Genomic DNA, 22,667 nt, shown 5'->3' on the forward strand with positions numbered 1-22,667 from the left:
GAACCAGGCGCAGAGGAGTGCCTGATACACCGCATTCTTCTTCATTAGGGGCGCTTCGCACCCCAACGCGGGACAAGCCCGCTCGCCACAGGAGCGCGCTCGCCTGAAATGGCTTATGCGAGACTCAAGACTTTAGAGTGAAATTTTAAATTGCTCCCTCGCCACGATGGATGGCGTGTCAGCCAATCGCGACTTTGCTGTAGGAGTCGCGATCCATGTCGACGAGCAGGACGCTGAGCTGAACCTGTATATCCGCCGGCCAGTCGCCCAGGTCCTGCAATGCTGCCAGCAGGCTTTGCGACAATTGCTGCTTGACCTGCGGCGAACGCCCGCTGAGCAGCGACAGCTTCACCGCGATGAAACCGCGAGGGTTGAGGGAGGTGCCCACCTGAAAATGCTCGACCTTCACGGCGCGGCTTTTGATATCGAACTCGGAGCCGAATTGCCCGGACGCCATCAGCACGTTATTGAGCCGTAACAGGGTTTTCTCGACGGCCAGGTTTGTCAGATTGGCGGTGTATTCCAGGTGCAGGTGTGGCATGGATGACTCCGAGTCATTCGTAGGAAAGTTGTTAGATATAGCACGGATAAAAGCCTCAGGCGTTGTTCGCCAGGCCCCGATCACTCATGAACGCTTCCAGCCGCGAACGCACCCAGCGTTCAGCCGGGTCGGTGTCCACATGGCTGAGCCAGACCATGGACAAATCCAACGTCGGCGTCTCGAACGGAAACGGCTCACAGAACAGGTTGCCCGACACCGCCATGGCTTCGGCGGTGTAGTCCGGCAGGCTGGCGATCAGGTCGGTGCCGGCCAGCAACGCCGGCAACGCGCTGTATTGCGGCACCGACAACACCACATGGCGCTTGCGACCGATTTCCGCCAGCCACTCATCGGCAAACCCGGACACGTTGGCGGTGTGGGACACCAGCACATGGGGGCGCGAGCAATATTCATCGAGGGTCAGCGGGGTGTCCGAGGCATCGGCGCGCAGCAGTCGCGGACGAATGTGGCGCAACAGCTTGCGCTTGGCATTGGCCGGCAGGCCACGGGTCTGGGTGATGCCAACCGTGATATCGCCGGACGCCAGTAGATCAGGAATCCGCCAGTAGTCCACGTGCTGCACCACGAACACCACCTGCGGCGCTTCCTGGCGCAAGGCGCGCAGCAACGGTGGCAGCAGGCCGAACTCGACATCATCGGACAGGCCGATGCGAAAGGTCATGGTGCTGATGGACGGGTCGAAATCGTGGGTCAGGCTCAGGGCCGACGACAGTGAGTCCAGGGCCGGCGACAGGTGCTGGATGATTTCCTCGGCGCGCGCGGTGGGTTCCATGCGATGGCCGACGCGAATGAACAGTGGGTCGTTGAACAAGGTGCGCAGACGGTTGAGCGCCGAACTGATGGTCGGCTGGCCGAGAAACAGCTTCTCGGCCACCCGCGTCACATTGCGCTCGAGCATCAGTGCTTCGAAGACCACCATCAGGTTGATATCGGCCTTGCGTAATTCATTGCGATTCATCGGCGCCTGCCCCTTCCCCAAGACAAGCCGCAGTTTAGAAAGGCAATAGGGCCGCGTCTATGCCGGTGGACGCATGGGGTTGCCTATTTCGTCGCCGGTTTCATCACCCCGTGAGTGGCAGGTGCCGGCTCCTGGCCCTGACGCAAGCGCAACGCCGCCAGCGCGGCGACCACCAGCACCACGGCGATGACTTTCAAGCCGTTCATGGCATTGCCGGTGCTCATTTCAATTGCGCCCATCACCGAGGGGCCGACAAACCCACCCAACAGCCCGCAGGCATTGACGAAGCCCAAGCCCCCCGCCAGCGCCACGCCTTTGAGGCGCGAGGCCGGGTACAGAAAAATGATCGACTGCACCACAAAGAACATCACCGCCGACAGGCAAAAGCCCAACAGGCTGAACACCGGCCCCGACACCGACGCAATGCCCAAGCCCAGCGCCATGGTCAATAACCCCGTGACCAACAGTCGACGACAACGCCCGGGCGTGGTGGCAAAACGCGGGATCAGTACCGCACCGAGTGCCGCCGCGATCCACGGCAATGAGGTCAGCAAACCGACGCTCATGGTGCTCAGTTCGCCATACTTGCTGATGATGCTCGGCAGGAAAAAAATCACGGTGTAGACGGTGATCTGATGGCAAAAGTACACAAAGATCGCCAGCAGGATTTGCGGGGTCAGCCAGTTTTTCAACGCGTGACCGCCCTCCCCGGCACCTTCCTCGGTTTCCACCGCGATGCGCTGTTCGATGCCGCGTGCCTCTTCAGCCGTCAGCCACGGTGCCTTGCTCGGGCGGTCCGGCAACTTGCGCCATACCACCCAGGCAAACGCCACGGCCGGCAGGCCTTCGAGCAGGAACATCCACTGCCAGCCGTGCCAGCCGAGCATACCGTCCATGCGCATCAAGGCCGCACCCACCGGGCCGCCGATGATGTTGGCAAAGCACACGCCAAGCAGGAAATAACCGGTGGCCCGCGCCCGCTGTTCACGGTTGAACCAGTACGTCAGATAGAGCATGACGCCGGGAAACAAACCGGCCTCGGCGATGCCCAGCAGCAGGCGCAATACGTAGAACGACGTCTCGCCCTGCACAAACGCCATGGCGGCCGAGATCAGGCCCCAGGTCACCATGATGCGGGCAATCCAGAACCGCGCGCCGACCTTGTGCATGATCAGGTTGCTGGGGATTTCCGACAGTGCATACGTGAGGAAAAACAGCCCGGCCCCCAGCCCGTAGGCCGCCGCGGAAATGCCCAGGTCGACGTCCAGGTGATGCTTGGCCAGGGCGATGTTGGTGCGGTCCAGAAAACTCAGGATGTAGGCGATGATCAGCAAGGGCATCAGCTTGGCGAACATCAGTGTGTTCAGCGCCTGCGGGTCGCGGGCCGAAGTGGCGGTAGTCATTGGGCAATTCCTCTTGGCGCCCCGCCAGCCTGGCTGGGGGGCGCATCACTGTTGTTCTAGGGTTCGAGTTGCACAACCAGGGCCTGCGGGCGATGGGAAAACAGTTGCAGCAGCGCGCCGCCCAGGGCGCAGCCGGCCATCACGAAGAAACACACGGTGTAGCCATGCAAGGTGGTCCAGCCGCCACCCATGGCAATCAGGCTGCCCATCAGTACCGGCGCCAGGCCGCCGCCGATAAACATCGCGGTGGTGATGATGCCGTTGGCGGTGGACGTCGCCGACGGCTCGGCCGAGTCGCAGGCCACCGCGTAGTAGATCGGCCACACCGCGTTGGCCACCAGGCCGAACAGCAGTTGCACGACGATAATCAACGTCAGAGTGTTGGCGAAGTAGAACGCGCCGACACTCGCTGCCATCCAGAGCCCGCAGATGATCAGGGTGGTACGCCGGCCGATGATGTCCGATAGCGACGGCCACACTAATTGCCCGAGAATGCCGGTGAGGGTGAACACCACGCTCATCCCTGCCGACTCCGCCAGCGACAGCCCGGCGATGTTGTAGAGGTAGGCCGGCAACACGATGTTGACGCCCATGTACACCACTTGGGTGAGCATCGTATTGCCCGCCGTGAGGGCAATATTGCGGTTACGCAAGGTGGCGACAAACGTGCGCCAGGCCTCGCCCTTCACGGTGCTGGCCGGGGCGTTGTCGGGTGGGGTCATGCCCTTGGCGGCGATGTCGACGTACAGCGCGGTAATGCGCTCGGCTGTGGAATAACGCGCCCAGAAGATCATCAGCGGCAGCGCCACCACGAAGGCGAAGAAGAACACGTAGCGCCAGTTGTCCTCGCCGAACACGGTGATGACAAAACTGGCGACGATGCCGCTGAGCATTGCGCCAATCGGGTAACCCGTATGGTGCGCTCCCAAGGCAAACCCGCGACGCTCCACCGGCCACCACTCGGCGGTGTTGCTCACGCCTACCGGCTCGCCCCAGCCGGCGCCGAGGTTGACGCCGACGCGCAGGGCGATAAAGGTCGCGAGGTTGCCGCTCAAGGCTTTGAAGCCGGACAGAAACGAGATCGCCGTGTAGCCGAGCACCAACGGCACCTGGAACCGTGCACGTTTCCAGCCGCCGCCGTAGCGGTCGCTCCACATCGAACCGGGAATATCCAGCAGGGCCAGCGCGAGCATGACCACCGTGGCCACGGTGCCCCATTGGTCGGCGGATAAATCGAAATGCTTGGAGATGGTCGGCCCCAGGCGCAACACGATCTCACGGTCGTAGGCGTTGAGGATCCAGATCATCCAGCAGACCAGCAGCGATACCCAGGAATGCCGGTGAATGCTGCGCAGCGACGCTTTTTTTAAAGTTGCCATGGGCCTCTCCAGGCGCGCGAGGGCGCGCACTGACACAAGGTTGCAAAGGAAGGTGCCTTGTTGAATCAACGCGCTAGCTGGCGAATCGTCGCTCGGCTATTCCTTGCACGCCCAACCCGGTAATGGCGAACAGCGCGCCGCGCTGCTGGCCGTCGGCCGGAAAACGCGGCAGCGGCGGCTTGGCCATGGAGGTCACAAACAGGGTGTCCAGGTTTGGCCCGCCAAAGGTCAGGCTGGTGACCTTTTTTACCGGCATCTGGATGATGCGATCAACGTGGCCGTCCGGGGTGTAGCGCACCAGTTTCCCGGCGTAGACCAGCGCCTGCCACAGGCAACCTTCGGCGTCCACGGTGCAGCCGTCGGCCGCGCCGCCACTGGCGGTATCGACCTTGGCGAAGGTGCGGCGGTTGCTCACGGCGCCGGTGGCGAGGTCGTAGTCATACGCCCAGATCTCGCCGGACCAGGTGTCGCAAAAGTAGAAGGTCTCCCCCGACGGGCTCCAGCACGGGCCGTTGGACACGATGATGCCTTCGTCCAGGGTGTGCAGGCTCAAGTCGGCGTCGAGACGGTAGAGTTTGGCGCTGGCGCTGTCTTCCAGGGTGTCCATGGAGCCAAACACAAAGCGGCCCTGGCGGTCGACCTTGCCGTCGTTGAGGCGGTTGTTCGGCAGGTTCGGTTCCGGGTCCTGGATCAGCGCCAGTTCGCCGCTGGCGAGGTCCAGGGTGTGCACGCCGTTTTGCAGGGCGACGATGGCCGCCTCGCCGTTATGGCGCAGGGCCATGGAGCCGATCTTCTGGCCGACGTCCCAGCCGCGCAGTTCGCGACCGTCGTCGGTGCAGCGCAGGATGCGGCCGTCGGCACTGTCGATCCAGTACAGCCGTTGTTGTTCGACGTCCCATACCGGGCCTTCGCCCAGGGTGGTCTTGACGTCCACAAGCACTTCGATACGCATGGTGTGATCCCCTTATTGTTGTTGTGCGGGATGCAGGCCGCGCGATTACGCGGCCTTTCGCTGGTTAGAAGTTGACGTGGTCACGCCCCTTGAGCCCGAGGATTTCCCGCGCTTCATCCGGCGTGGCGACACGATGGCCGAGGGCTTCGATCACCGTACGAATACGCCGCACCTGGTCGGCATTCGAGGCCGCCAGCTTGCCTGGGCCGTCCCACAATGAATCCTCCAGGCCGACACGGGCGTTACTGCCCATGGATAGGCCCATGGTCGCCAACGGAATTTGCCCACGCCCGGCACCGAGGATCGACCACACGTAGTCGTCGCCAAACAGGCGGTCAGCGGTACGACGCATGTGCGCCAGGTCTTCGGGGTGGCTGCCGATGCCGCCGCGCAGCCCAAACACTGACTGGATAAACAACGGCGGCTTGAGCAGGCCGCGCTCCAGGAAGTGCGCGGCGGTGTAGAGGTGGCCGATGTCGTAGCACTCGATTTCAAAGCGGGTGCGGTTCTCGGCGCAGGCATTGAGGATGTGGGTGATGTCGCGGAAGGTATTGCGGAAGATCCGGTCGTCACTCTCTTCCAGGTACGGGCGCTCCCAGTCGTGCTTGAACTCGGTAAAGCGGTTAAGCATTTCGTACAGGCCGAAGTTCATCGAGCCCATGTTCAGCGAGGCCAGTTCCGGCTTGAACTGCATCACCGGTTGCAGGCGTTCTTCCACGCCCATCGTGGGTGCGCCGCCGGTGGTGATGTTGATCACCACGTCACTGGCGGCCTTGATGTGCGGCAGGAATTCGGCGAACAACGCCGGGTCCTGGCTGGGGCGGCCGTCAATCGGGTCACGGGCATGCAGGTGAACAATGGCCGCGCCGGCTTCGGCGGCGCCAATGGCGGCGGCGGCAATTTCCTGGGCGGTGATGGGCAAATGCGGCGACATCGACGGCGTATGAATCGCACCGGTGACGGCGCAGGTAATGATGACGGGGCGTTTTTTGGACATGACGATTCTCCGACTTTTATTCTTATGAAAAAAATCCTGGGTCCAGCGCTGTGTGTTCTTCCGTGGCTTACAGGTACTCGACGTTTCCGTCGACGCTGATCGCTTGGCCGGTCACGTTGCGTGCGGCGGGCGAACAGAGGAACAAGGCCATGGCCGCGACGTCTTCGGCGGTGACCATGCGCTTGAGGGAGATCTTGTTGAGGTATTCCTGGCGCATCTCGGCTTCGGGCACGCCGACCTGTTCGGCCCGGGCACGGATCACGCCGTCCATGCGCGGGCCTTCGACGATACCGGGCAGCAAGGCGTTGACGCGGATGTCGCTCTCACCCAGCTCCGACGCCAGGGATTTCATCAGGCCGACGATGGCCCACTTGGTCGCCGCATACGGCGTGCGCCAGGCGTAGCCGAGGCGTCCTGCCACCGAGGCGATATGCAGCAAGTGGCCGTGGGACGATTCTTTGAGCATCGGCACCGCGTGGTGGGCAAAGCGGTATTGCGCCGTCAGGTTGACATTGATGGTGGCTTGCCACTCGGCGTCGCTGATCGCATCGATACCACCGGTGGGCCCGGCGATCCCGGCGTTGTTGACCAGCACATCAAGGCCGCCGAAATGCTCGCGCTGTACCTTGAAGACCGCCTCGATCTGCGCGGCATCGCTGACGTCGGCACGGGTGGCGATGCTGCCCGGGTACTTGTCACGGAACGCCGCCAGGGCCGGTTCGCTCACATCACACACATGTACCTGGGCGCCGGCTTCCAGATACGCCGCCGCCAACACCTCACCAATCCCGGCAGCCCCGCCGGAAATCAATACACGTAACCCAGGATAGGGCTGCAGCCGTTGTAGGACACTCATGCACGTTTACCTCCTGAAACAGACGACCGCGCACGGTCGCTCTTGACGAGCAGGCGCGCCAGGGAATCGGCGGCCTGCATGATGTCATCGGTCACCGCCGCGCGGGCACCGGCGCCATCGCGGGCGGCCAGGGCTTCAACGATGCGCGTGTGCGCTTCCATCGAACGTTGCAGGTGAGCTTTATCCGGGGCAACCAAGGCAAAGCACGGGCCCATGTGCAGCCAGAAGTTTTCCACCGCAGCCATGGTCAATTCGGCCTGGGCCACCGCGTAGATGCGCCGGTGGAAAGCGAAGTTGGTCCACAGGTAGCGGGACACGTCGACTTCATCGGCGGCATGTTGCATCTGTTGGCACAGGTCGGTGATTTCGTCGAGGTCGGTTTTTTGCAGGAGCTGCACGGCTTTTTCCGCCAGTAAGCCTTCGAGGGCGACCCGCGCATCACGAATTTCGCGCAGGCGTTCGACGGTCATCAGGCGTACGCGCAGACGGGAGGTCTCGGTAACTTCAAAGGCGTTTTCGGCGCTGAGGCGTTGCAGCGCTTCACGCACCGGCATGGGGCTGGAGCCGAGCGCTTCGGCCAGGCCACGGATGGTGAGTTTCTGGCCGGGCTGGAAACGGCCACTCATCAAGGCTTCGCGGATCTGGCGATAGACCTGGTCTTGCAAGGTATCGCGGGAGACCTGGCGCAGGGTGGGCAGGAGCAGCGGACCATCTGTCATGAGTCAAAACCTGTGTTGTCGTTCTTATGCCTCCAATATGTGATCACAAATCAAATATGTCAAATAATTTCCCGGCGAAAAAAAGGGAGCTGCCGAATCACCTATCGGCAACTCCCATTGGGGTCGCGCCTTGGCCAAACTTACCCTTGGGAAAAATCAGGGCTGCAAAGGGCGCTCCTGATCCCGCTCGGAAAGCTCCGTACCATCATCCGGATGTTTCCAGGTCTGGGGTTTTTCCTCTTCACGCTGCCGAGGGGGTTGTTCACGCTCCGGCTCATCCTGGCGCTGCTGTTCGTTGCCCATGGTCACCTCCCATCCGTAAAAATTGGTCACACCTTTGCAGCATAGAACAGCACAGGACTTTTAAGCGGCGCTCCTATTGATAGCTAACGCACATCAATCAATCTAAATTTGTCACTTTTCATTTCTAAATGTGTCAGCCACTATTCCAGGTCTTAAGCGAAACAAGCACGTTAAAAGAACGCTGGAGACACAAAACCATGACTAGCCATTCCCGGCCCGACTCTGCCAGCTCGAAAGTAGGCGCTGTATTGCGCGTTACTTCGGGCAACTTCCTCGAACAGTTCGACTTCTTTCTGTTCGGCTTCTACGCCACCTATATTGCTGCCGCGTTCTTCCCCGCCGCTAATGAGTTTGCGTCATTAATGATGACCTTCGCCGTGTTCGGTGCGGGGTTCCTGATGCGGCCACTGGGCGCGATCATCCTGGGTGCTTACATCGATGACGTCGGTCGCCGCAAAGGGCTGATCGTGACGCTGTCGATCATGGCCAGCGGCACGCTGTTGATCGTGCTGGTGCCGGGTTATCACACCATTGGCCTATGGGCGCCGCTGCTGGTGCTGCTGGGCCGCCTGTTGCAAGGCTTCTCGGCCGGCGCGGAACTGGGCGGTGTGTCGGTGTACCTGTCTGAAATGGCCACGCCAGGGCGCAAGGGTTTCTACACCAGCTGGCAATCGGGCAGCCAACAGATCTCCATCGTGGTCGCCGCCGCGCTGGGCTATGGCTTGAACGTGTGGATGGAGCCGTCCGTGGTGGCCGACTGGGGCTGGCGTATTCCGTTCGCCGTCGGTTGCGTGATCATCCCGTTCATCTTTGTGCTGCGTCGCAACCTGCAGGAAACCGAAGAGTTCGCCAACCGCAAGCATCGCCCGACCATGCGCGAAGTGCTGGCCACATTGGCGAAGAACTGGACCATGGTCATCGGCGGCATGCTGATGGTGGCGATGACCACCACCGCGTTCTACCTGATCACCGTGTACGCGCCGACGTTCGGCAAGACCGTGCTGCAACTGAGCACCTCCGACGCCCTGCTGGTGACCTTGCTGGTGGCGGTGTCGAACTTTGTCTGGCTGCCGATCGGCGGCACCCTGAGCGACCGCTTCGGCCGCAAGCCGGTACTGATCGCCATGACCGCGCTGACAGTGCTCACGGCTTATCCGGCGCTGTCTTACGTGGTGAATGCACCCAGCTTCGCCCATATGCTGGAAACCCTGCTGTGGTTCTCGTTCCTGTACGGCATGTACAACGGTGCAATGATCCCGGCCCTCACCGAGATCATGCCAGTGGAAGTGCGCGTAGCGGGTTTCTCCCTGGCCTATAGCCTGGCGACCGCGATCTTCGGTGGTTTCACCCCGGCGATCTCCACCTGGTTCATCCACATCACCGAAGACAAGGCGTCGCCGGCGTATTGGATGATGTTCGCAGCGCTGTGCGCGCTGTGTTCGACCCTGGCGCTGTATCGTCGCGCCAACGCACGCGGGCAGGTCATGCAGGGGGCGGCGTGATGAAGTCTCTGCTCAAGACCCTGACGGCCCTGGCCCTCGGCGGACTGGCGCTGACGGCCCAGGCCGAACAGCTCAAGGTGATGACCTCGGGTGGCTTCACTGCCGCTTATAAACTGCTGGGCCCGCAATACGCCCAGCACAGCGGCGACACCCTCGACACGATCCTCGGCCCGTCCATGGGCAAGGCGCCGGAAGCGATTCCCAACCGCCTGGCCCGAGGTGAGCACGCCGACGTGGTGATCATGGTCGGCTACGCCCTGGATGACTTGATCAAACAAGGCAAGGTCGACCCGGCGTCCCGCGTAGAACTGGCCGACTCACGTATCGGTATGGTGGTGAAACAAGGTGCGGCCAAACCCGCGATCGGCACCGATGCCGAACTCAAGGCAGTGCTCAGCCAGGCCAAGTCCGTGGCGTATTCGGACAGCGCCAGCGGTGTGTATGTCGAGAAAGAGCTGTTCAAGAAGCTGGGCATGCCCGCCAAAGGCACCATGATCGAACGCCTGCCGGTGGCCGAACAGGTTGCCAAGGGCGATTACGAAGTGGGCTTGCAGCAGGTGGCGGAGTTGTTGCCCGTGCCGGGTGTGACCTACGTCGGCAAGATCCCGGAGGATGTGCAATCGGTGACGCGCTTTGCGGCGGGCATTCCGGTCAACGCCGAACACCCTGAGCAGGCCAAGGCACTGTTGCAGTTCCTGGCTTCGCCCCAGGCACAACCGGTGGTGCAATCCACCGGCCTGGACTCGGTGTCACGCTGACCGAAACGGCATCTCCCGCACCAATCGCTCCAACTCCAGCGCCGCCGGCGGCAATGTCCGCCCGCGGCGCTTGATCAAGCCCACATTGCGCATCACCTGCGGCTCCACCAACGGCACACTGACCAAAATCGGGTGCTCCGAGGCGGGCATCGCAATCGACGGCACCATCGCCACCCCCAACCCTGCCTCCACCAGCCCGATCATGGTGGTCACATGGTGCGTCTCGCAGATACTCGGCTTTTTCACCCGCACCCCGCGCAAGGCCTGATCCAGCAGGAAGCGGTTGCCCGAAGTCTTGTCCACAGTGATGTATTCGTACTCATAGGCTTCGGCCCAAGTCACGGCGTCACGCTGGGCCAGTGGATGGTCACGGCGACAGGCCAGCACATAGCGCTCTTGCAGCAGCAACTCGAACTCCATCTCATCGGCCAGGCTGCCACTGAAGCTCACGCCGAAATCTGCCTCACCACTTTCCACCGCGTTACACACTTCACCGGCACTGGCATCCAGCACCCGTAGGCGAATCTTCGGATAGAGCTTGTGGAATTCGGAGATCACGTGGGGCATGAAGTAGTACGCGGTAGACGGCACGCAGGCGATGGTCACGTTGCCCATGCGCGTGGACGCGACATTGCTGATGCCCATCAGGGCGACGTCGAGGTCGTCGAGTATGCGTTCGACCTGCGGCAGGAAGGCGCGGCCGACCATGGTCAGGCTGACGCGGCGGGTGGTGCGTTCGAACAGCTTTACGTCGAGGGCGGACTCAAGTTTTTCGATGCGCCGGCTGAGGGCCGGTTGCGAGATCCGGATGGCCTCGGCGGCGCCGCGAAAACTGCCCTTGTCTACCACGGCGCGAAAGGCTTGGAGGTCGTTGAGGTCGAAGTTGATGATCACAAGGGCTGGCCAGTTGAGTCGGGATGGGTGGCATTATCGTCTCGCTGCCGAGTGCACGCTAATTAAACCCTGCCGCCAAACCCTACACAGGCCTGAAGCGCCCGCGTGATGCGGCTTGCGGCGATTGAACGAAAACCATCGAAACAATTCAAAACACTTCAATTTAGTATAAATTGCATGCCATTCCCAAGGCATTCAAGGAGATCCCCGTGGCAACTCTGCAAGCTCATACCATCCAGGCACTGCACACCCATCGCCCTACCCTGCTGACCGAATGGGTTGCCAGCCTTGAGGCTTCGGGGGCCACGCGCAACGTCAAGGCCGAGGACACCCGGCAGCAGGCCAACGACTTCCTCAACCTGCTGATCGCGGCACTGCAGCAAGGCGGTTCGCAACAGGTCAACCATGAAAACTGGGCAGAAACCCGGGTCTTCCTGGAAAAGCTCTCCCACAGCCGCGCCCTGATCGGCCAGGACTCGCAACAGACCGCCAGCTTTATCTTCGCCCTCAAGGGCCCGCTGTTCGCCCTGCTGCAACGTGAATACGCCGAGCAACCGACACAGATGGCCGAACAGCTGTGGGAAATCTCCGAACTACTCGACGCGCTGGGCATGCACACCATCCGTACGTTCCAGAAATCCCGTGAGTCGGTGATCAAGCGCCAGCAGGAAGAGTTACTGGAACTGTCCACCCCCGTGGTCAAGCTGTGGGACGGCGTGCTGGCCCTGCCGATGATCGGCACCCTGGATTCGCAACGCACCCAGGTGGTCATGGAATCGCTGTTGCAGCGCATCGTCGACACCGGCTCGGAGATCGCCATCATCGACATCACCGGCGTGCCGACCGTGGACACCCTGGTCGCGCAGCACCTGTTGAAAACCGTCACCGCCATCCGCCTGATGGGCGCCGACTGCATCATCAGCGGCGTGCGTCCGCAAATCGCCCAGACCATCGTGCACCTGGGTCTCGACCTGCAAGGCGTGGTCACCAAGGCCAACCTGGCGGACGCCTTGGCGCTGGCCCTTAAACGCCTGGGCGTCACCATCAGCAAGGCTGTTTAAGCATGGAACGCATCCCGATTTTGCAGATGGGCGAATTCCTGCTGGTGACGATTCAGGTCGACATGCACGACCAACTCGCGCTGACCTTGCAGGACGACCTGTCTGAACGCATCAGCCGGACCTCGGCGCGAGGCGTGTTGATCGATATCTCGGCGCTGGACATGGTCGACTCGTTCATCGGCCGCATGATCGGCACCATTTCCGGCCTGTCGCGCATCATGGATGCCCAGACCGTACTGGTGGGTATGCAGCCGGCCGTGGCGATCACCCTGGTGGAGCTGGGCATGACCCTGCCGGGTGTGGCGACCGCGTTGAACGTCGAGCGCGGCATGAAACTGCTGCGCGACCGGGTAGACCACTCATGACCCAGGCCAGCAGCGGCACCCAACCGGTGCTCATCGAACAGGATGTGGTGCTGGCCCGACAATTGGTGCGCAAGCTCGCCCAGGAATGCGGCATGCGCCTGATCGATCTGACCAAGCTGGTCACCGCCGTCAGCGAGCTGGCGCGTAACACCGTGGTCTACGGCGGCGGCGGCCATATGGACTGGGCCGTGGTCGAGAAAGACCACCGCCCCGGCCTGCGCCTGACCTTTCGCGATGAAGGCCCGGGCATCCCCGACCTCAAACTGGCGATGACCGACGGCTGGACCTCCGGCAGCGGCCTGGGCCTGGGCCTGACCGGCGCCAAACGCCTGGTGCACGAGTTTGAACTGGACACCGCTCCCGGTAAGGGCACCCGCGTGACGATCACCCGATGGACGTGAACATTCCCAGCGCCTTGACCGAGGTGCTGCTGATCGAAGATGTCAGCCAGGTCGGCCATGCCCGACGCACCGCGCAACAGCTCGCCGAGCAATTGGGCTTTGACGAAACCGACGCCGGCCGCGTGGCGCTGGTGGCCACTGAGCTGGCCAGCAATATCCTCAAGCATGCCACCCACGGCGAGTTGCACTTGCGCGCTACGGGCAATCAGGGCGTGGAGATGATCGCCGTGGACCGTGGCCAGGGGTTTGACCTGGACAGCTGCCTGGTGGACGGTTTTTCCACCGGCGGCACCCAGGGCATTGGCATGGGCGCCATCTCGCGCGTGGCCCAGGTGTTCGATGTGTACGCCGATCAACGCGGCACGGCGATGCTCGCCCGCCTGTATCCGCGCGCATCAGGCGCAAAGGACATTCGCTACGGCGTCAGCCAGCACTCCCTGCACCACGACCCGGCGTGCGGCGATGCCTGGCACCTGGCGATCGAGCCCGGCCGCTTCAGCGTGATGGTCGCCGACGGCCTGGGCCATGGCAGCGAGGCCGAACGGGCAGCGCACGCCGGTGAAGCGGTGTTTGCCGAGGACGCGTTCCTGGACCCGACCGTATTGTTCAACGACCTGCATATCGGCATGGGCGGTACACGCGGCGCCGCCGTGGCCGTCGCCCAGTACGATGCCGCGGCCGACAGCCTGCGCTTCACGGGCGTGGGCAATATCGGCGCCAGCCTGATCGGCCCCGACAAGTCGCGTGGGCTGGCCTCGCACCCCGGCATCGTCGGCGTGCAGTTCCGCAAGGCGCAGCCCTTCGACTACGCTCAGGTCACCGGCCAACTGCTGGTCCTCTACAGCGATGGGCTGCAATCACGCTGGAACCTGACCAACTACCCTGGGCTTTCCCAACGCCATCCGGCCTTGATCGCCGCCATCCTGCACCGTGATTTCTGTCGCGGCCGGGATGACGTTACCGTTTTCGTGATTGCCCTGGAGGCCATTGATGGCTGAGACCACCGCTGCCCTCGCCGATGAAGTGCAACGCCTGCGCCAGGAGGCCGATGCGTTGCGCGCGGAGCTGGACGAAACCAATCAGGGCGTATTGGCGCTGTATGCCGAGCTGGATACCCAGGCCGACCAACTGCGCCAGGCGTCGGACCTCAAAAGCCGCTTCCTGTCGTACATGAGCCATGAATTCCGCACGCCCCTGGGCTCGATCCTGAGCATCACCAGCCTGCTGGCCGATGAGCTCGATGGCCCGTTGAGTCCCGAGCAACACACCCAGGTGGGGTTTATCCGCAGCTCGGCGCGGGAGCTGCGTGAAATGGTCGACGACCTGCTGGACCTGGCCAAGATCGAGGCCGGGCGCATCACCATCTCGCCGGCCTGGTTCGACATGTTCGATTTGTTTTCGGCGTTGCGCGGGATGTTCCGCCCGATTGTCGATGCCTCCTCCATCGACCTGATCTTCGAAGAACCCATCGGCCTGCCCAAGCTCTACACCGACGACAAGAAGCTGGCGCAGATCCTGCGCAACTTCATCTCCAACGCGCTGAAGTTCACGGTACACGGCGAGGTGCGGGTATCGGCGCAACGGGTCGGTGAGCAGGAAATCCGCTTTGCCGTGCATGACACCGGCCTGGGCATTCCCGCCGAACTGCACAACAACCTGTTCGAAGACTTTTCCCAGATCGACTCACCGCTGCAAAAACGCCTGCGCGGCACCGGCCTCGGCCTGTCGCTGTGCAAGCGCTTTGCCGAGCTGCTTGGTGGCCGGGTCGGCGTAGAGAGTACTCCCGGCGTTGGCTCGATGTTTTTCGTGATCATTCCTCTTTCTATTGCTGGCGGGCCTGTCGATGAACCGTGACATTCAACTGCTGATCGTCGACGACAACGCCGCTACCCGCTACGCCCTGCGCCGGCGCCTGGAAAGCCATCATTACCTCGTGCTTGAGGCCGGCACCGGCCAGGAAGGCCTGGACCTGATCGCCAGCAAGAAGATCGACGGGCTGATCCTCGACGTCAACCTTCCGGACATGAGCGGCTTCGACATCGTGCGCGTGCTGCGCGCCAATCCGGTCACTGCCTTGCTGCCGGTGGTGCACGTATCGGCAGCGTCGATCGAGACCGGCGACATCATCACCGGCCTGGATGCCGGGGCCGATGCCTACCTGATCCACCCGGTCGACCCCGATGTACTGTTGGCGACCCTGCGCACCTTGTTGCGCGTGCGTGACACTGAATACGCTCTGCGCGAGAGCGAGGCGCGCTTTCGCGAGATTTTCTTCAACATCAGCGCCCCGATTGCGGTGATGGACGCGCAGCTCAAGGTTCACGAGTGCAACCACGCCTTCGCCCAGTTGATTCACGACAACCTCAACCCCGACGCCCTGCTGGAGTGCTTCGCCGCCGACCAACTCGCGGTGCTTCAGGAACTGTGCCTGCGCCTGGCCGCCGGTGAGCGCTGGAAAGGCACATTGCAAATGAAGGTCGACGGTCAGTTGCGCGAGACCGAGTGGCAGATTTCGCCCTATCGCAGCGCTGAATTGAGCCTGGTGTTTGTCGAGGATGTCACCGAACACCGCCACCGCGAACGGCATCAGCAGGCCGAACTGGCCAACGCCACCAACCGGCTGGCCCACACCGAGGCGCAGCTGTTGCAGGCGCAGAAAATGGATGCCCTGGGCAAACTCACCGGCGGCATCGCCCATGACTTCAACAACCTGCTGACCGGGATCATCACCAGCCTGGAGCTGATCAAGAAACGCATCGACACCCAGCGCACCGACAAAGTCATGGGCTATGCCGATGCGGCGTTGAGTTCAGCCCTGAGTGCCGCCGGTCTGATCAACCGCCTGCTCGCCTTCGCCCGCCAGCAACCGCTGGATACGCGGCCGATCGACATCAATGCCCATGTGCGCTCGCTGGAAGAGCTGCTGGTGCGCACTATCGGTGAACATGTCGCGCTGAAACTCGAACTGACCAACAACTCGGCCGTGGCCATGGTTGATCCGATCCAGCTGGAAAGCGCCGTGCTGAACCTGGTGATCAACGCCCGCGACGCGCTGCCCAAGGGCGGCAATATCTGGGTGACCACCTACCTGGCCTACTCCAACGGCAACCTCAAACTGGAAAACGGCCCCTACGTCGCCCTGTCGGTGCGCGATAACGGTGTGGGCATCGAGCACAGCGTCATCGACAAGGTGTTCGATCCGTTTTTCACCACCAAGCCCGTCGGCCAGGGTACCGGGCTGGGCCTGTCGACCATCTACGGGTTTGCCCGCCAGTCCGGCGGCGATGCACAGATCCGCAGCGTGCCCCGACAGGGCACCGAGGTGACCATCATGCTCCCCGCCGCAAGCGGACCCGCCAGCACGGCGGTCAAGCCCCTGGCAGAACCCGGCCACAGCCACGGCGAACATGTGCTGATCGTCGAAGACATGCCTTCGGTGCGCAGCTTCGTGGCCGAGGTGCTGATCGACGCCGGCTACCGCTGCAGCCTGGCCGCCGATGGCGACGAAGCCATCGCCAGCCTGCGCAACGACCCGAGCATCGACCTGCTGCTGACCGATGTCGGCCTGCCCTACATGACCGGGCGCGAACTGGCCGATGTCGTACGTGAAATGCACCCTGCACTGCCGATTCTGTTCATGACGGGCTACGCGGAAAACGCGGCGAATCGCCAGAGCTTCCTCGGCGAAGGCATGGACCTGATTTACAAGCCGTTTCATATCGATGAGTTGCTGGCGAAGATCCGTCGCGGGCTGGACGCCACGGCAGGCACCCGTTAGCAGGGACATCGGACAGTTTCGAGGTGATGTTCAGCCCTATGCTTGGTACCGTGGCGGCCTTTCGATCCGCTACCGGTAGTGAGCAATGACTCAATCCCTGAACCATCATCGAGCCCTGCGCTGCATCCTGGCGGTGTTCGCCCTGCTGAGCGCCGCCACCTTGGGCTTTTTCGCCTGGCAGAGTTTCTACCCGGTTCGCGCCGCCGATCAGTGGCGTTACCAGGTGCTGCATCGCGACGTGGCTAAGGCAGCGTCCCTGATGCCGATGGCCGACGGATCCTTGATGGTCAGCCAGGAACTCGACGACGCCAAGGGCAGCATCGTGCGCATTCACCCGGACGGAACACGCGACGTGGTGGTGGGCAACCTGTCCAAGCCGGACGGCATGTTCGCCACCCGTGGCGGCTGGGTGTTCAGCCAGGAATCGGCTGATTTACCCGTGAGCTTCTTCAAGGACGGCGTCGTGACTGAATTGTTCAGGGGCGAAAGTGTGCAAGGCCTTTGGGACGACGGCGACTACCTCTATGCCATCGAAGACCGCAAACCGGTAGGACGCCTGCTGCGCTATCGCTGGAGCGATCAATCCTTGACCGTGCTGCGCGACCAGGTCCAGGAAGGCGAATCCATCGTGCGCTGCACGGATGGACGCCTGCTCTACAACGAAAAGAAAAAAGGCGTGGTGCGCGAGCTGAGCGCAGATGGCAGCGATCCGGTGGTGCAGGCTGGCCTGAACCAGCCGACGTTTCTGATGTGCGATGCGCGTGGGTTATGGATCAATGAAGACGCCACCCACCGGGCACGCTTGTTGCTGATTGATCAACAGGGGCGCCAGCAGACCATTTTGTCGTTCTTGAAGGCGCCGCAATCGATTGTGCCGACGGGGCATGGGACGTATCTGCTGGCCGAAGGTGGGCGCGATCGCGTACTGGAATTAACGCCGCCCCCGACCACCCTGGCGCACGAGTGAGTTACAGCTGAAACCGCGCCACCGCCTCGTTCAGCGAGACGGCCAATTGCGCCAGTTCACGGCTTGAGCCATTGATCTGCCCGGCCCCGGAAGAGGACTGTGCGGACAGGTCGCGAATATTGACGATATTGCGATCGACTTCCTTGGCCACCTGGGCCTGCTCCTCGGCGGCGCTGGCGATGACCAGGTTGCGCTGGTGAATCTGGTCGATGGAGTCGGTGATCTGGCTTAACGCACCGCCCGCGCCCTCAGCCAAGGCCAGGGTGTCGGTGGCACGCTGGGTACTCGACTGCATCGAGGTCAACGCTTCGTTGGATCCCGTGCGCATCGCGGTCACCATCTGGTCGATTTCCAGGGTCGATTGTTGGGTGCGATGGGCCAGGGCGCGGACTTCATCAGCCACCACCGCAAAGCCGCGCCCGGACTCACCGGCGCGCGCCGCCTCAATCGCGGCGTTAAGCGCCAGCAGGTTGGTCTGCTCGGCGATGGAGCGAATCACGTCGAGTACCTTGCCGATGTCCCGCGATTGCTCGGCGAGGTTCTGCACCAGGGTCGAGGTTTCGCCGATGTTGGTGCTCAGGGCTTGAATGGCGCTGACCGTTTCACCCACACGGTGCTGGCCTTCGCGCGCGGTTTCATTGGAAAGACGCGTGGACTCGGAGGTGGACACCGCATTGCGCGCCACCTCATCCGCCGCCGAGGTCATCTCGTTGACAGCGGTAGCGGCCTGCTCGATTTCAGCGGTCTGCTTTTGCAGGCTGCGGCTGCTCTGGTCAGTGATGCCGTTCAGGTCAGTGGCCGATGACGCCATCTGCCCCGCCGACTGGCGAATCAGTTGCAACGTCCCGCGCAGGTTGGCCTGCATGGTCTTGAGTGCCACCAGCAGGCGAGTCACTTCGTCATTGCCGCTCACGTCTACCGTCTGGGTCAGGTCGCCCTCGGCCACGTTTTCGGCAGCCCGCACCGCATGGCTCAGCGGGCCGACAATGCTGCGCGTGAGCAACCAGGCCAGCAGCACCGTGCTCAACCCCGCAACGATCACAAAGCCGAACACCATGGTGCGCGAGCGGCCGTACTGCGACTCGGCCGTCTGGCCCTGTTGGTTGATCTGGGCGTTGTAATAGTCGGCCAGGGCATTGAGCTGGGCACCGGAGCCATCGACCACGGTTTTCATATCCACCAGCAACAACTTGTTGAGCTCTGCGCCCTGCTGCTTGTCGGCAAGGCTGAACGACTGCGCCAGCCCCTGCTGGTATTGGCGCAGCGAGACCTGGAATTGGTCATAAAGCGTGCGTACTTCGGGGGTGTCGATCACCGCATCGAGGTCAGCCAGCCGTTTGGCCAGGTCCTGGCTGCGGGTGTCCATCTGGCTACGGTATTGCGGGATGCTCGCCGGATTCGGGTCCAGGGCCATGCGCAAAGAGATCGTACGAATGCGCAGCATGATTTCACGAATGTCCGCCACCAGCCGCATCTTCGGCACCAGCCCACTTTCCACCTGCACCGCGCTGGCGCGGATGCTTGCCATGTTCGACAGTGCAAAAAAACCCAGCAGGGCCACGAGCAAAGCAATCAGGGCAAAACCCAGACCCGCACGGCGGGCGATGGACAGGCTGCGAAGGGACATTAGGGGGGACTCTCTTATTGGGGATACGATGTCGTACGAGAGTGTTTCGGCCGTGTGGATAAAGACTTGAGGGGCGTACACCCAATCAGCGGCTGATCTTATTCCCGCCATTGGCCGCCAGAATCGTGTTTATGAAGTGCTGAATGGAAAACGAGCGCTGACCTTGCCAATGATTTGGAAGCTGCATGAGATGTTTGGTATTCCAGCAGAAAGCCTGATCAAGCCAGTAAGGCATGCTTGAAGACGGAATACGGTTGGTTGTGCCTGCTGGAAACAACCACTACGGCCCTGTTTGCTGCTCGGAACGAGTAGCTTGCCCTCAAATCTCAGAAACGAAAAAGCCCCGTAGCTTATTCAGCTACGGGGCTTTTTCTATGTAATGGCGGAGAGATAGGGATTCGAACCCTAGGTACCGGTGAAGGTACAACGGATTTCGAATCCGTCCCATTCGGCCACTCTGGCATCTCTCCAACGGCGCGCATCATAACAGCATGATTCGTGGAAGCAAAGCGCAGATGCGATTTTTTTCCGTGCTATCAGATGCTTGCGTCGATTAAAGCGGTACGCCGAGGCGCTTGGCGACTTCTTCGTAGGCTTCGATCACATCACCGAGGCCTTGGCGGAAGCGGTCTTTGTCCATCTTCTTTTTGGTGTCCTTGTCCCACAGGCGGCAGCCGTCCGGGCTGAACTCGTCGCCCAGGACGATGGAGCCGTCGTGGAACACGCCGAATTCCAGCTTGAAGTCCACCAGCAGCAGGCCTGCGTCGTCGAACAGCTTGCTCAGCACGTCGTTGACCTTGAGGGACAACTCCTTCATGCGCGCCAGTTGCTCAGCGGTGCCCCAGCCGAATGCCACGACGTGGGATTCGTTGATGAACGGGTCGCCCTTGGCGTCGTCCTTCAGGAACAGCTCGAACGTGTAAGGGTTGAGCTTGAGGCCCTCTTCCACGCCCAGGCGCTTGACCAGGCTGCCGGCGGCGTAGTTACGCACGACGCACTCGACGGGGATCATGTCCAGCTTCTTCACCAGGCACTCGTTGTCGCCCAGCAGTTTGTCGAATTGGGTCGGGATACCGGCCGCTTCGAGTTTCTGCATGATGAAGGCGTTGAACTTGTTGTTCACCATGCCTTTGCGATCAAGCTGTTCGATGCGCTTGCCGTCGAACGCCGAAGTGTCGTTGCGAAACAGCAGGATCAGGCGGTTGGCGTCGTCGGTCTTGTAAACCGACTTGGCTTTGCCGCGGTAGAGTTCTTCACGTTTTTCCATGATGGGCTCCGCTTTGAGTGAGGTGGGCTAGGCGATGTGTCGCCAGTCGAGCCCTGAATCTTGATCGGCCAGTTGCAGCCAGTCCGGGTCGCACCCGAGGGTGTCGACAAAACATTGCCGGGCAAGCGTCGGCAGGTTGTTCTTGCTGCTCAGGTGGGCCAGGACCAAGTGTTGCAGGTCTTGCCAGCCCAACTCATACACCAGGTACGCCGCCTGATGGTTGTTCAAATGCCCCAGTTCGCCGCCCACCCGCTGCTTGAGAAAGTAGGGGTAATGACCGCGAGCCAGCAGGTCTCGGCAGTGGTTGGACTCGATCATCAAGGCATCGAGGTTCCGGTAACCGTCCAGTACCTTGGCGCAATAGGAGCCCAGGTCGGTGAGCACGCCGAAGCGTCGCTCTCCGTCACTGAATACATACTGCGTCGGTTCCTGGGCGTCGTGCGCTACGGCAATCACATCAATGCTCAGGGCACCGATCTGCAGTTGCTCGCCACCGGCCAGGAAACCTGCGGGTTCAATGGGTTTGCGCATCCCGCGCAGTGTGCCGCGACTGAGGTACACCGGAAGATTGTAGCGCCGAGACAGCAAACCCACGCCATGCACGTGGTCGGCATGTTCGTGGGTCACCAGAATCGCGCTCAGCTGCGAGGGGTGAACCCCCAGGCGCAGCAGGCGCCGCTCGGTTTCTTTTAACGAGAAACCACAATCCACCAGTACGTACGTGTCGTCATGGGCGACCAGCGTGCCGTTCCCTTGGCTACCGCTACCGAGAACAGCAAAACGCATCGGATCAGCCCAGGTTGTCCTGAATCACGCCCAACACTTTGCGCGCTGTTTCAGCTGGCGCAACGGTGTTGATGTTCTTCTCGACGGTGACTTGCACAGCCTCGCCAACCTTGCTCAAACGAACCTGATAACGCTCGGCGCGAGTCTCGATTTCTTCCTTGCTCGGCTTGCTGCCGAACAATTTGCCGAAGAAACCAGGCTCTTCATCTTTGCGCTCGGCCTTTTCAGCCACGTTGATGTAGTACAGGCCCAGGCTGCGGTTGATGTCTTCAACACGCCACGGGCCTTGCTCCAACGCACGACCGACACTGGCCCAGGCACGATCCAGGTCTTCACCCAGGTTCAGCACCACGTTGCCGCTGCCGTCTTCGGTGAGGCTGACGCGGCTCGGGGTGTCGTAATCACGTGCGGCGAGCAGGGAGACGGAACCGCCCTTCTCGGAGATACGGCTCATGCTGGCCAGCATCTCGTCGACCAATGCCGAGTCGACACCGGTGTTGACCGAGCGGTTGGTGAAGTCGACGTTGGCGGTGCTGCCGGCAGGACGCTCGGCGCTGACCACATAGACTTCACTGGTGTTGCGCTGCACGCCTGGCTCGATGCGCACACGCACACGGGCTTCGCTGTCGGCAGCTACACCACCGGCCTGCAGGCGCTTGGCCATGGTGGCGGACAGTTCACTGCCCTGCTGCCATGCCGTGGTGAACTCACCGGTCTGCGGGCGCTGCTCGTCGATGCGGAAACCGTTGTCCTGGAAGAACTGCACCGCTACCGGCCAGACTTCGGCAGGTGGGCGTTGCGCCACGATCCAACGCGAATCACCGCTCTTCTGCAGGCTGTAATCGCTGGCATCCGCCACGGCCGAGATCGGCTGTGGACGTGGCACTACGTATTCACCTTTGGTGGTGTCGTCGGCAACGTTGCGTGGAATCGGCAGCAACGGGTCAAGACGCTTGGCGACGTTGACGTCCGGCGGCAGTTGCATCGGTTTGGTTGCTTGTGCTTCCAGGTAATCGCTGCCGCGGTCACGGAAGTAGCCTTCCGGGCCCCAGATCCAACCGCAGCCACTGGTGCTGGAGATAATCAAGGCAAGTGCGGAAAGTCCGGCCAATCGCTTCATGCGTAGTGCTTC

At 61.9% G+C, this 22,667-nt stretch carries 23 protein-coding genes, 1 tRNA gene and 1 pseudogene; 10 read left to right on the top strand and 15 right to left on the bottom strand.

The annotated features are described in order from the left end of the window. Positions 1-178 precede the first annotated feature (178 nt). The 9 genes from J1G35_RS21680 to J1G35_RS21720 form a co-directional block, all read right to left on the bottom strand. Positions 179-541 carry a 5-carboxymethyl-2-hydroxymuconate Delta-isomerase gene (locus J1G35_RS21680; RefSeq protein WP_053136714.1) on the bottom strand — a complete coding sequence of 121 codons (363 nt, stop codon included), beginning with the start codon at positions 539-541 and terminating at the stop codon, positions 179-181. A 55-nt stretch (positions 542-596) separates the two neighbouring features. Beyond that, positions 597-1,520 (bottom strand): LysR substrate-binding domain-containing protein, encoded by a 924-nt coding sequence (locus J1G35_RS21685; protein WP_053136717.1) that lies wholly within the window; start codon positions 1,518-1,520, stop codon positions 597-599. Positions 1,521-1,603: 83 nt separating this feature from the next. Further along, positions 1,604-2,923 (bottom strand): MFS transporter, encoded by a 1,320-nt coding sequence (locus J1G35_RS21690; RefSeq protein WP_223015972.1) that lies wholly within the window; start codon positions 2,921-2,923, stop codon positions 1,604-1,606. A gap of 56 nt (positions 2,924-2,979) precedes the next feature. Further along, positions 2,980-4,302, bottom strand: coding sequence for an MFS transporter (locus J1G35_RS21695; protein ID WP_223015973.1), 1,323 nt, complete (start codon positions 4,300-4,302; stop codon positions 2,980-2,982). Positions 4,303-4,375: 73 nt separating this feature from the next. Then, positions 4,376-5,254 carry an SMP-30/gluconolactonase/LRE family protein gene (locus J1G35_RS21700; protein ID WP_223015974.1) on the bottom strand — a complete coding sequence of 293 codons (879 nt, stop codon included), beginning with the start codon at positions 5,252-5,254 and terminating at the stop codon, positions 4,376-4,378. A 64-nt stretch (positions 5,255-5,318) separates the two neighbouring features. Further along, the gene (locus J1G35_RS21705) at positions 5,319-6,251 is read right to left on the bottom strand and encodes a 3-keto-5-aminohexanoate cleavage protein (RefSeq protein WP_053136728.1); all 933 of its coding nucleotides are present in this window, start codon (positions 6,249-6,251) and stop codon (positions 5,319-5,321) included. A gap of 67 nt (positions 6,252-6,318) precedes the next feature. Continuing rightward, a complete protein-coding gene (locus J1G35_RS21710) occupies positions 6,319-7,107 on the bottom strand; it encodes an SDR family oxidoreductase (RefSeq protein WP_223015975.1) in 789 nt (262 codons plus the stop codon). Then, positions 7,104-7,826: a GntR family transcriptional regulator gene (locus J1G35_RS21715; protein ID WP_053136733.1), complete on the bottom strand. Its 723-nt coding sequence runs from the start codon at positions 7,824-7,826 to the stop codon at positions 7,104-7,106. The genes J1G35_RS21710 and J1G35_RS21715 overlap by 4 nt, the downstream gene beginning before the upstream one ends. Before the next feature lie 156 nt (positions 7,827-7,982). Further along, positions 7,983-8,129 carry a hypothetical protein gene (locus J1G35_RS21720; protein WP_172681511.1) on the bottom strand — a complete coding sequence of 49 codons (147 nt, stop codon included), beginning with the start codon at positions 8,127-8,129 and terminating at the stop codon, positions 7,983-7,985. 197 nt (positions 8,130-8,326) lie between these two features. On the opposite strand from J1G35_RS21720, the gene J1G35_RS21725 reads away from it, so the two are divergent. Continuing rightward, positions 8,327-9,631 carry an MFS transporter gene (locus J1G35_RS21725; RefSeq protein ID WP_223015976.1) on the top strand — a complete coding sequence of 435 codons (1,305 nt, stop codon included), beginning with the start codon at positions 8,327-8,329 and terminating at the stop codon, positions 9,629-9,631. Further along, a complete protein-coding gene (locus tag J1G35_RS21730; protein ID WP_053136739.1) occupies positions 9,631-10,389 on the top strand; it encodes a substrate-binding domain-containing protein in 759 nt (252 codons plus the stop codon). The genes J1G35_RS21725 and J1G35_RS21730 overlap by 1 nt, the downstream gene beginning before the upstream one ends. Here the strand turns inward: J1G35_RS21730 and J1G35_RS21735 are convergent. Beyond that, positions 10,381-11,283, bottom strand: coding sequence for a LysR family transcriptional regulator (locus J1G35_RS21735; protein WP_053136742.1), 903 nt, complete (start codon positions 11,281-11,283; stop codon positions 10,381-10,383). The two genes, J1G35_RS21730 and J1G35_RS21735, sit on opposite strands and share 9 nt — an antisense overlap. A gap of 209 nt (positions 11,284-11,492) precedes the next feature. Between J1G35_RS21735 and J1G35_RS21740 the strand changes: the two genes are divergently transcribed. From J1G35_RS21740 to J1G35_RS21770, 7 genes are all read left to right on the top strand, one after another. Continuing rightward, complete coding sequence (locus J1G35_RS21740; RefSeq protein ID WP_053136745.1) at positions 11,493-12,344, top strand: STAS domain-containing protein; 852 nt, start codon at positions 11,493-11,495, stop codon at positions 12,342-12,344. Between the two features lie 2 nt (positions 12,345-12,346). Beyond that, positions 12,347-12,709, top strand: coding sequence for an STAS domain-containing protein (locus J1G35_RS21745; RefSeq protein WP_027604299.1), 363 nt, complete (start codon positions 12,347-12,349; stop codon positions 12,707-12,709). After that, positions 12,706-13,110, top strand: a complete 405-nt coding sequence (locus J1G35_RS21750) for an ATP-binding protein (protein WP_053136748.1) — start codon at positions 12,706-12,708, stop codon at positions 13,108-13,110. The genes J1G35_RS21745 and J1G35_RS21750 overlap by 4 nt, the downstream gene beginning before the upstream one ends. Continuing rightward, complete coding sequence (locus tag J1G35_RS21755) at positions 13,101-14,108, top strand: ATP-binding protein (protein ID WP_223015977.1); 1,008 nt, start codon at positions 13,101-13,103, stop codon at positions 14,106-14,108. Before J1G35_RS21750 ends, J1G35_RS21755 begins: the two co-directional genes overlap by 10 nt. Next, the gene (locus J1G35_RS21760) at positions 14,101-14,964 is read left to right on the top strand and encodes an ATP-binding protein (RefSeq protein WP_053136751.1); all 864 of its coding nucleotides are present in this window, start codon (positions 14,101-14,103) and stop codon (positions 14,962-14,964) included. The genes J1G35_RS21755 and J1G35_RS21760 overlap by 8 nt, the downstream gene beginning before the upstream one ends. Next, positions 14,954-16,888: a response regulator gene (locus J1G35_RS21765; protein ID WP_223015978.1), complete on the top strand. Its 1,935-nt coding sequence runs from the start codon at positions 14,954-14,956 to the stop codon at positions 16,886-16,888. The genes J1G35_RS21760 and J1G35_RS21765 overlap by 11 nt, the downstream gene beginning before the upstream one ends. A gap of 85 nt (positions 16,889-16,973) precedes the next feature. Continuing rightward, a complete protein-coding gene (locus tag J1G35_RS21770; RefSeq protein ID WP_262417369.1) occupies positions 16,974-17,855 on the top strand; it encodes a hypothetical protein in 882 nt (293 codons plus the stop codon). Between the two features lies 1 nt (position 17,856). On the opposite strand, the gene J1G35_RS21775 is transcribed toward J1G35_RS21770, so the two are convergent. Then, a complete protein-coding gene (locus tag J1G35_RS21775) occupies positions 17,857-19,482 on the bottom strand; it encodes a methyl-accepting chemotaxis protein (protein ID WP_053136757.1) in 1,626 nt (541 codons plus the stop codon). Positions 19,483-19,567: 85 nt separating this feature from the next. Here J1G35_RS21775 and J1G35_RS31015 point away from each other — a divergent pair. Next, positions 19,568-19,723 (top strand): annotated as a pseudogene (locus J1G35_RS31015) (transcriptional regulator); the annotation flags it as partial. A 139-nt stretch (positions 19,724-19,862) separates the two neighbouring features. Here the strand turns inward: J1G35_RS31015 and J1G35_RS21780 are convergent. The 4 genes from J1G35_RS21780 to bamC form a co-directional block, all read right to left on the bottom strand. After that, positions 19,863-19,952: transfer RNA gene (locus tag J1G35_RS21780), tRNA-Ser, on the bottom strand. Positions 19,953-20,035: 83 nt separating this feature from the next. Next, positions 20,036-20,749: a phosphoribosylaminoimidazolesuccinocarboxamide synthase gene (gene purC, locus J1G35_RS21785; RefSeq protein ID WP_027604309.1), complete on the bottom strand. Its 714-nt coding sequence runs from the start codon at positions 20,747-20,749 to the stop codon at positions 20,036-20,038. Between the two features lie 27 nt (positions 20,750-20,776). Continuing rightward, on the bottom strand, positions 20,777-21,535 hold the full coding sequence (locus tag J1G35_RS21790; protein WP_027604310.1) for an MBL fold metallo-hydrolase: 759 nt from the start codon (positions 21,533-21,535) through the stop codon (positions 20,777-20,779). Positions 21,536-21,539: 4 nt separating this feature from the next. Beyond that, complete coding sequence (bamC, locus tag J1G35_RS21795) at positions 21,540-22,655, bottom strand: outer membrane protein assembly factor BamC (RefSeq protein WP_053136792.1); 1,116 nt, start codon at positions 22,653-22,655, stop codon at positions 21,540-21,542. Positions 22,656-22,667: the final 12 nt, after the last annotated feature.

Source organism: Pseudomonas sp. SH10-3B (genome assembly GCF_019891415.1).
In the GTDB taxonomy this organism is placed as follows: Bacteria; Pseudomonadota; Gammaproteobacteria; order Pseudomonadales; family Pseudomonadaceae; genus Aquipseudomonas.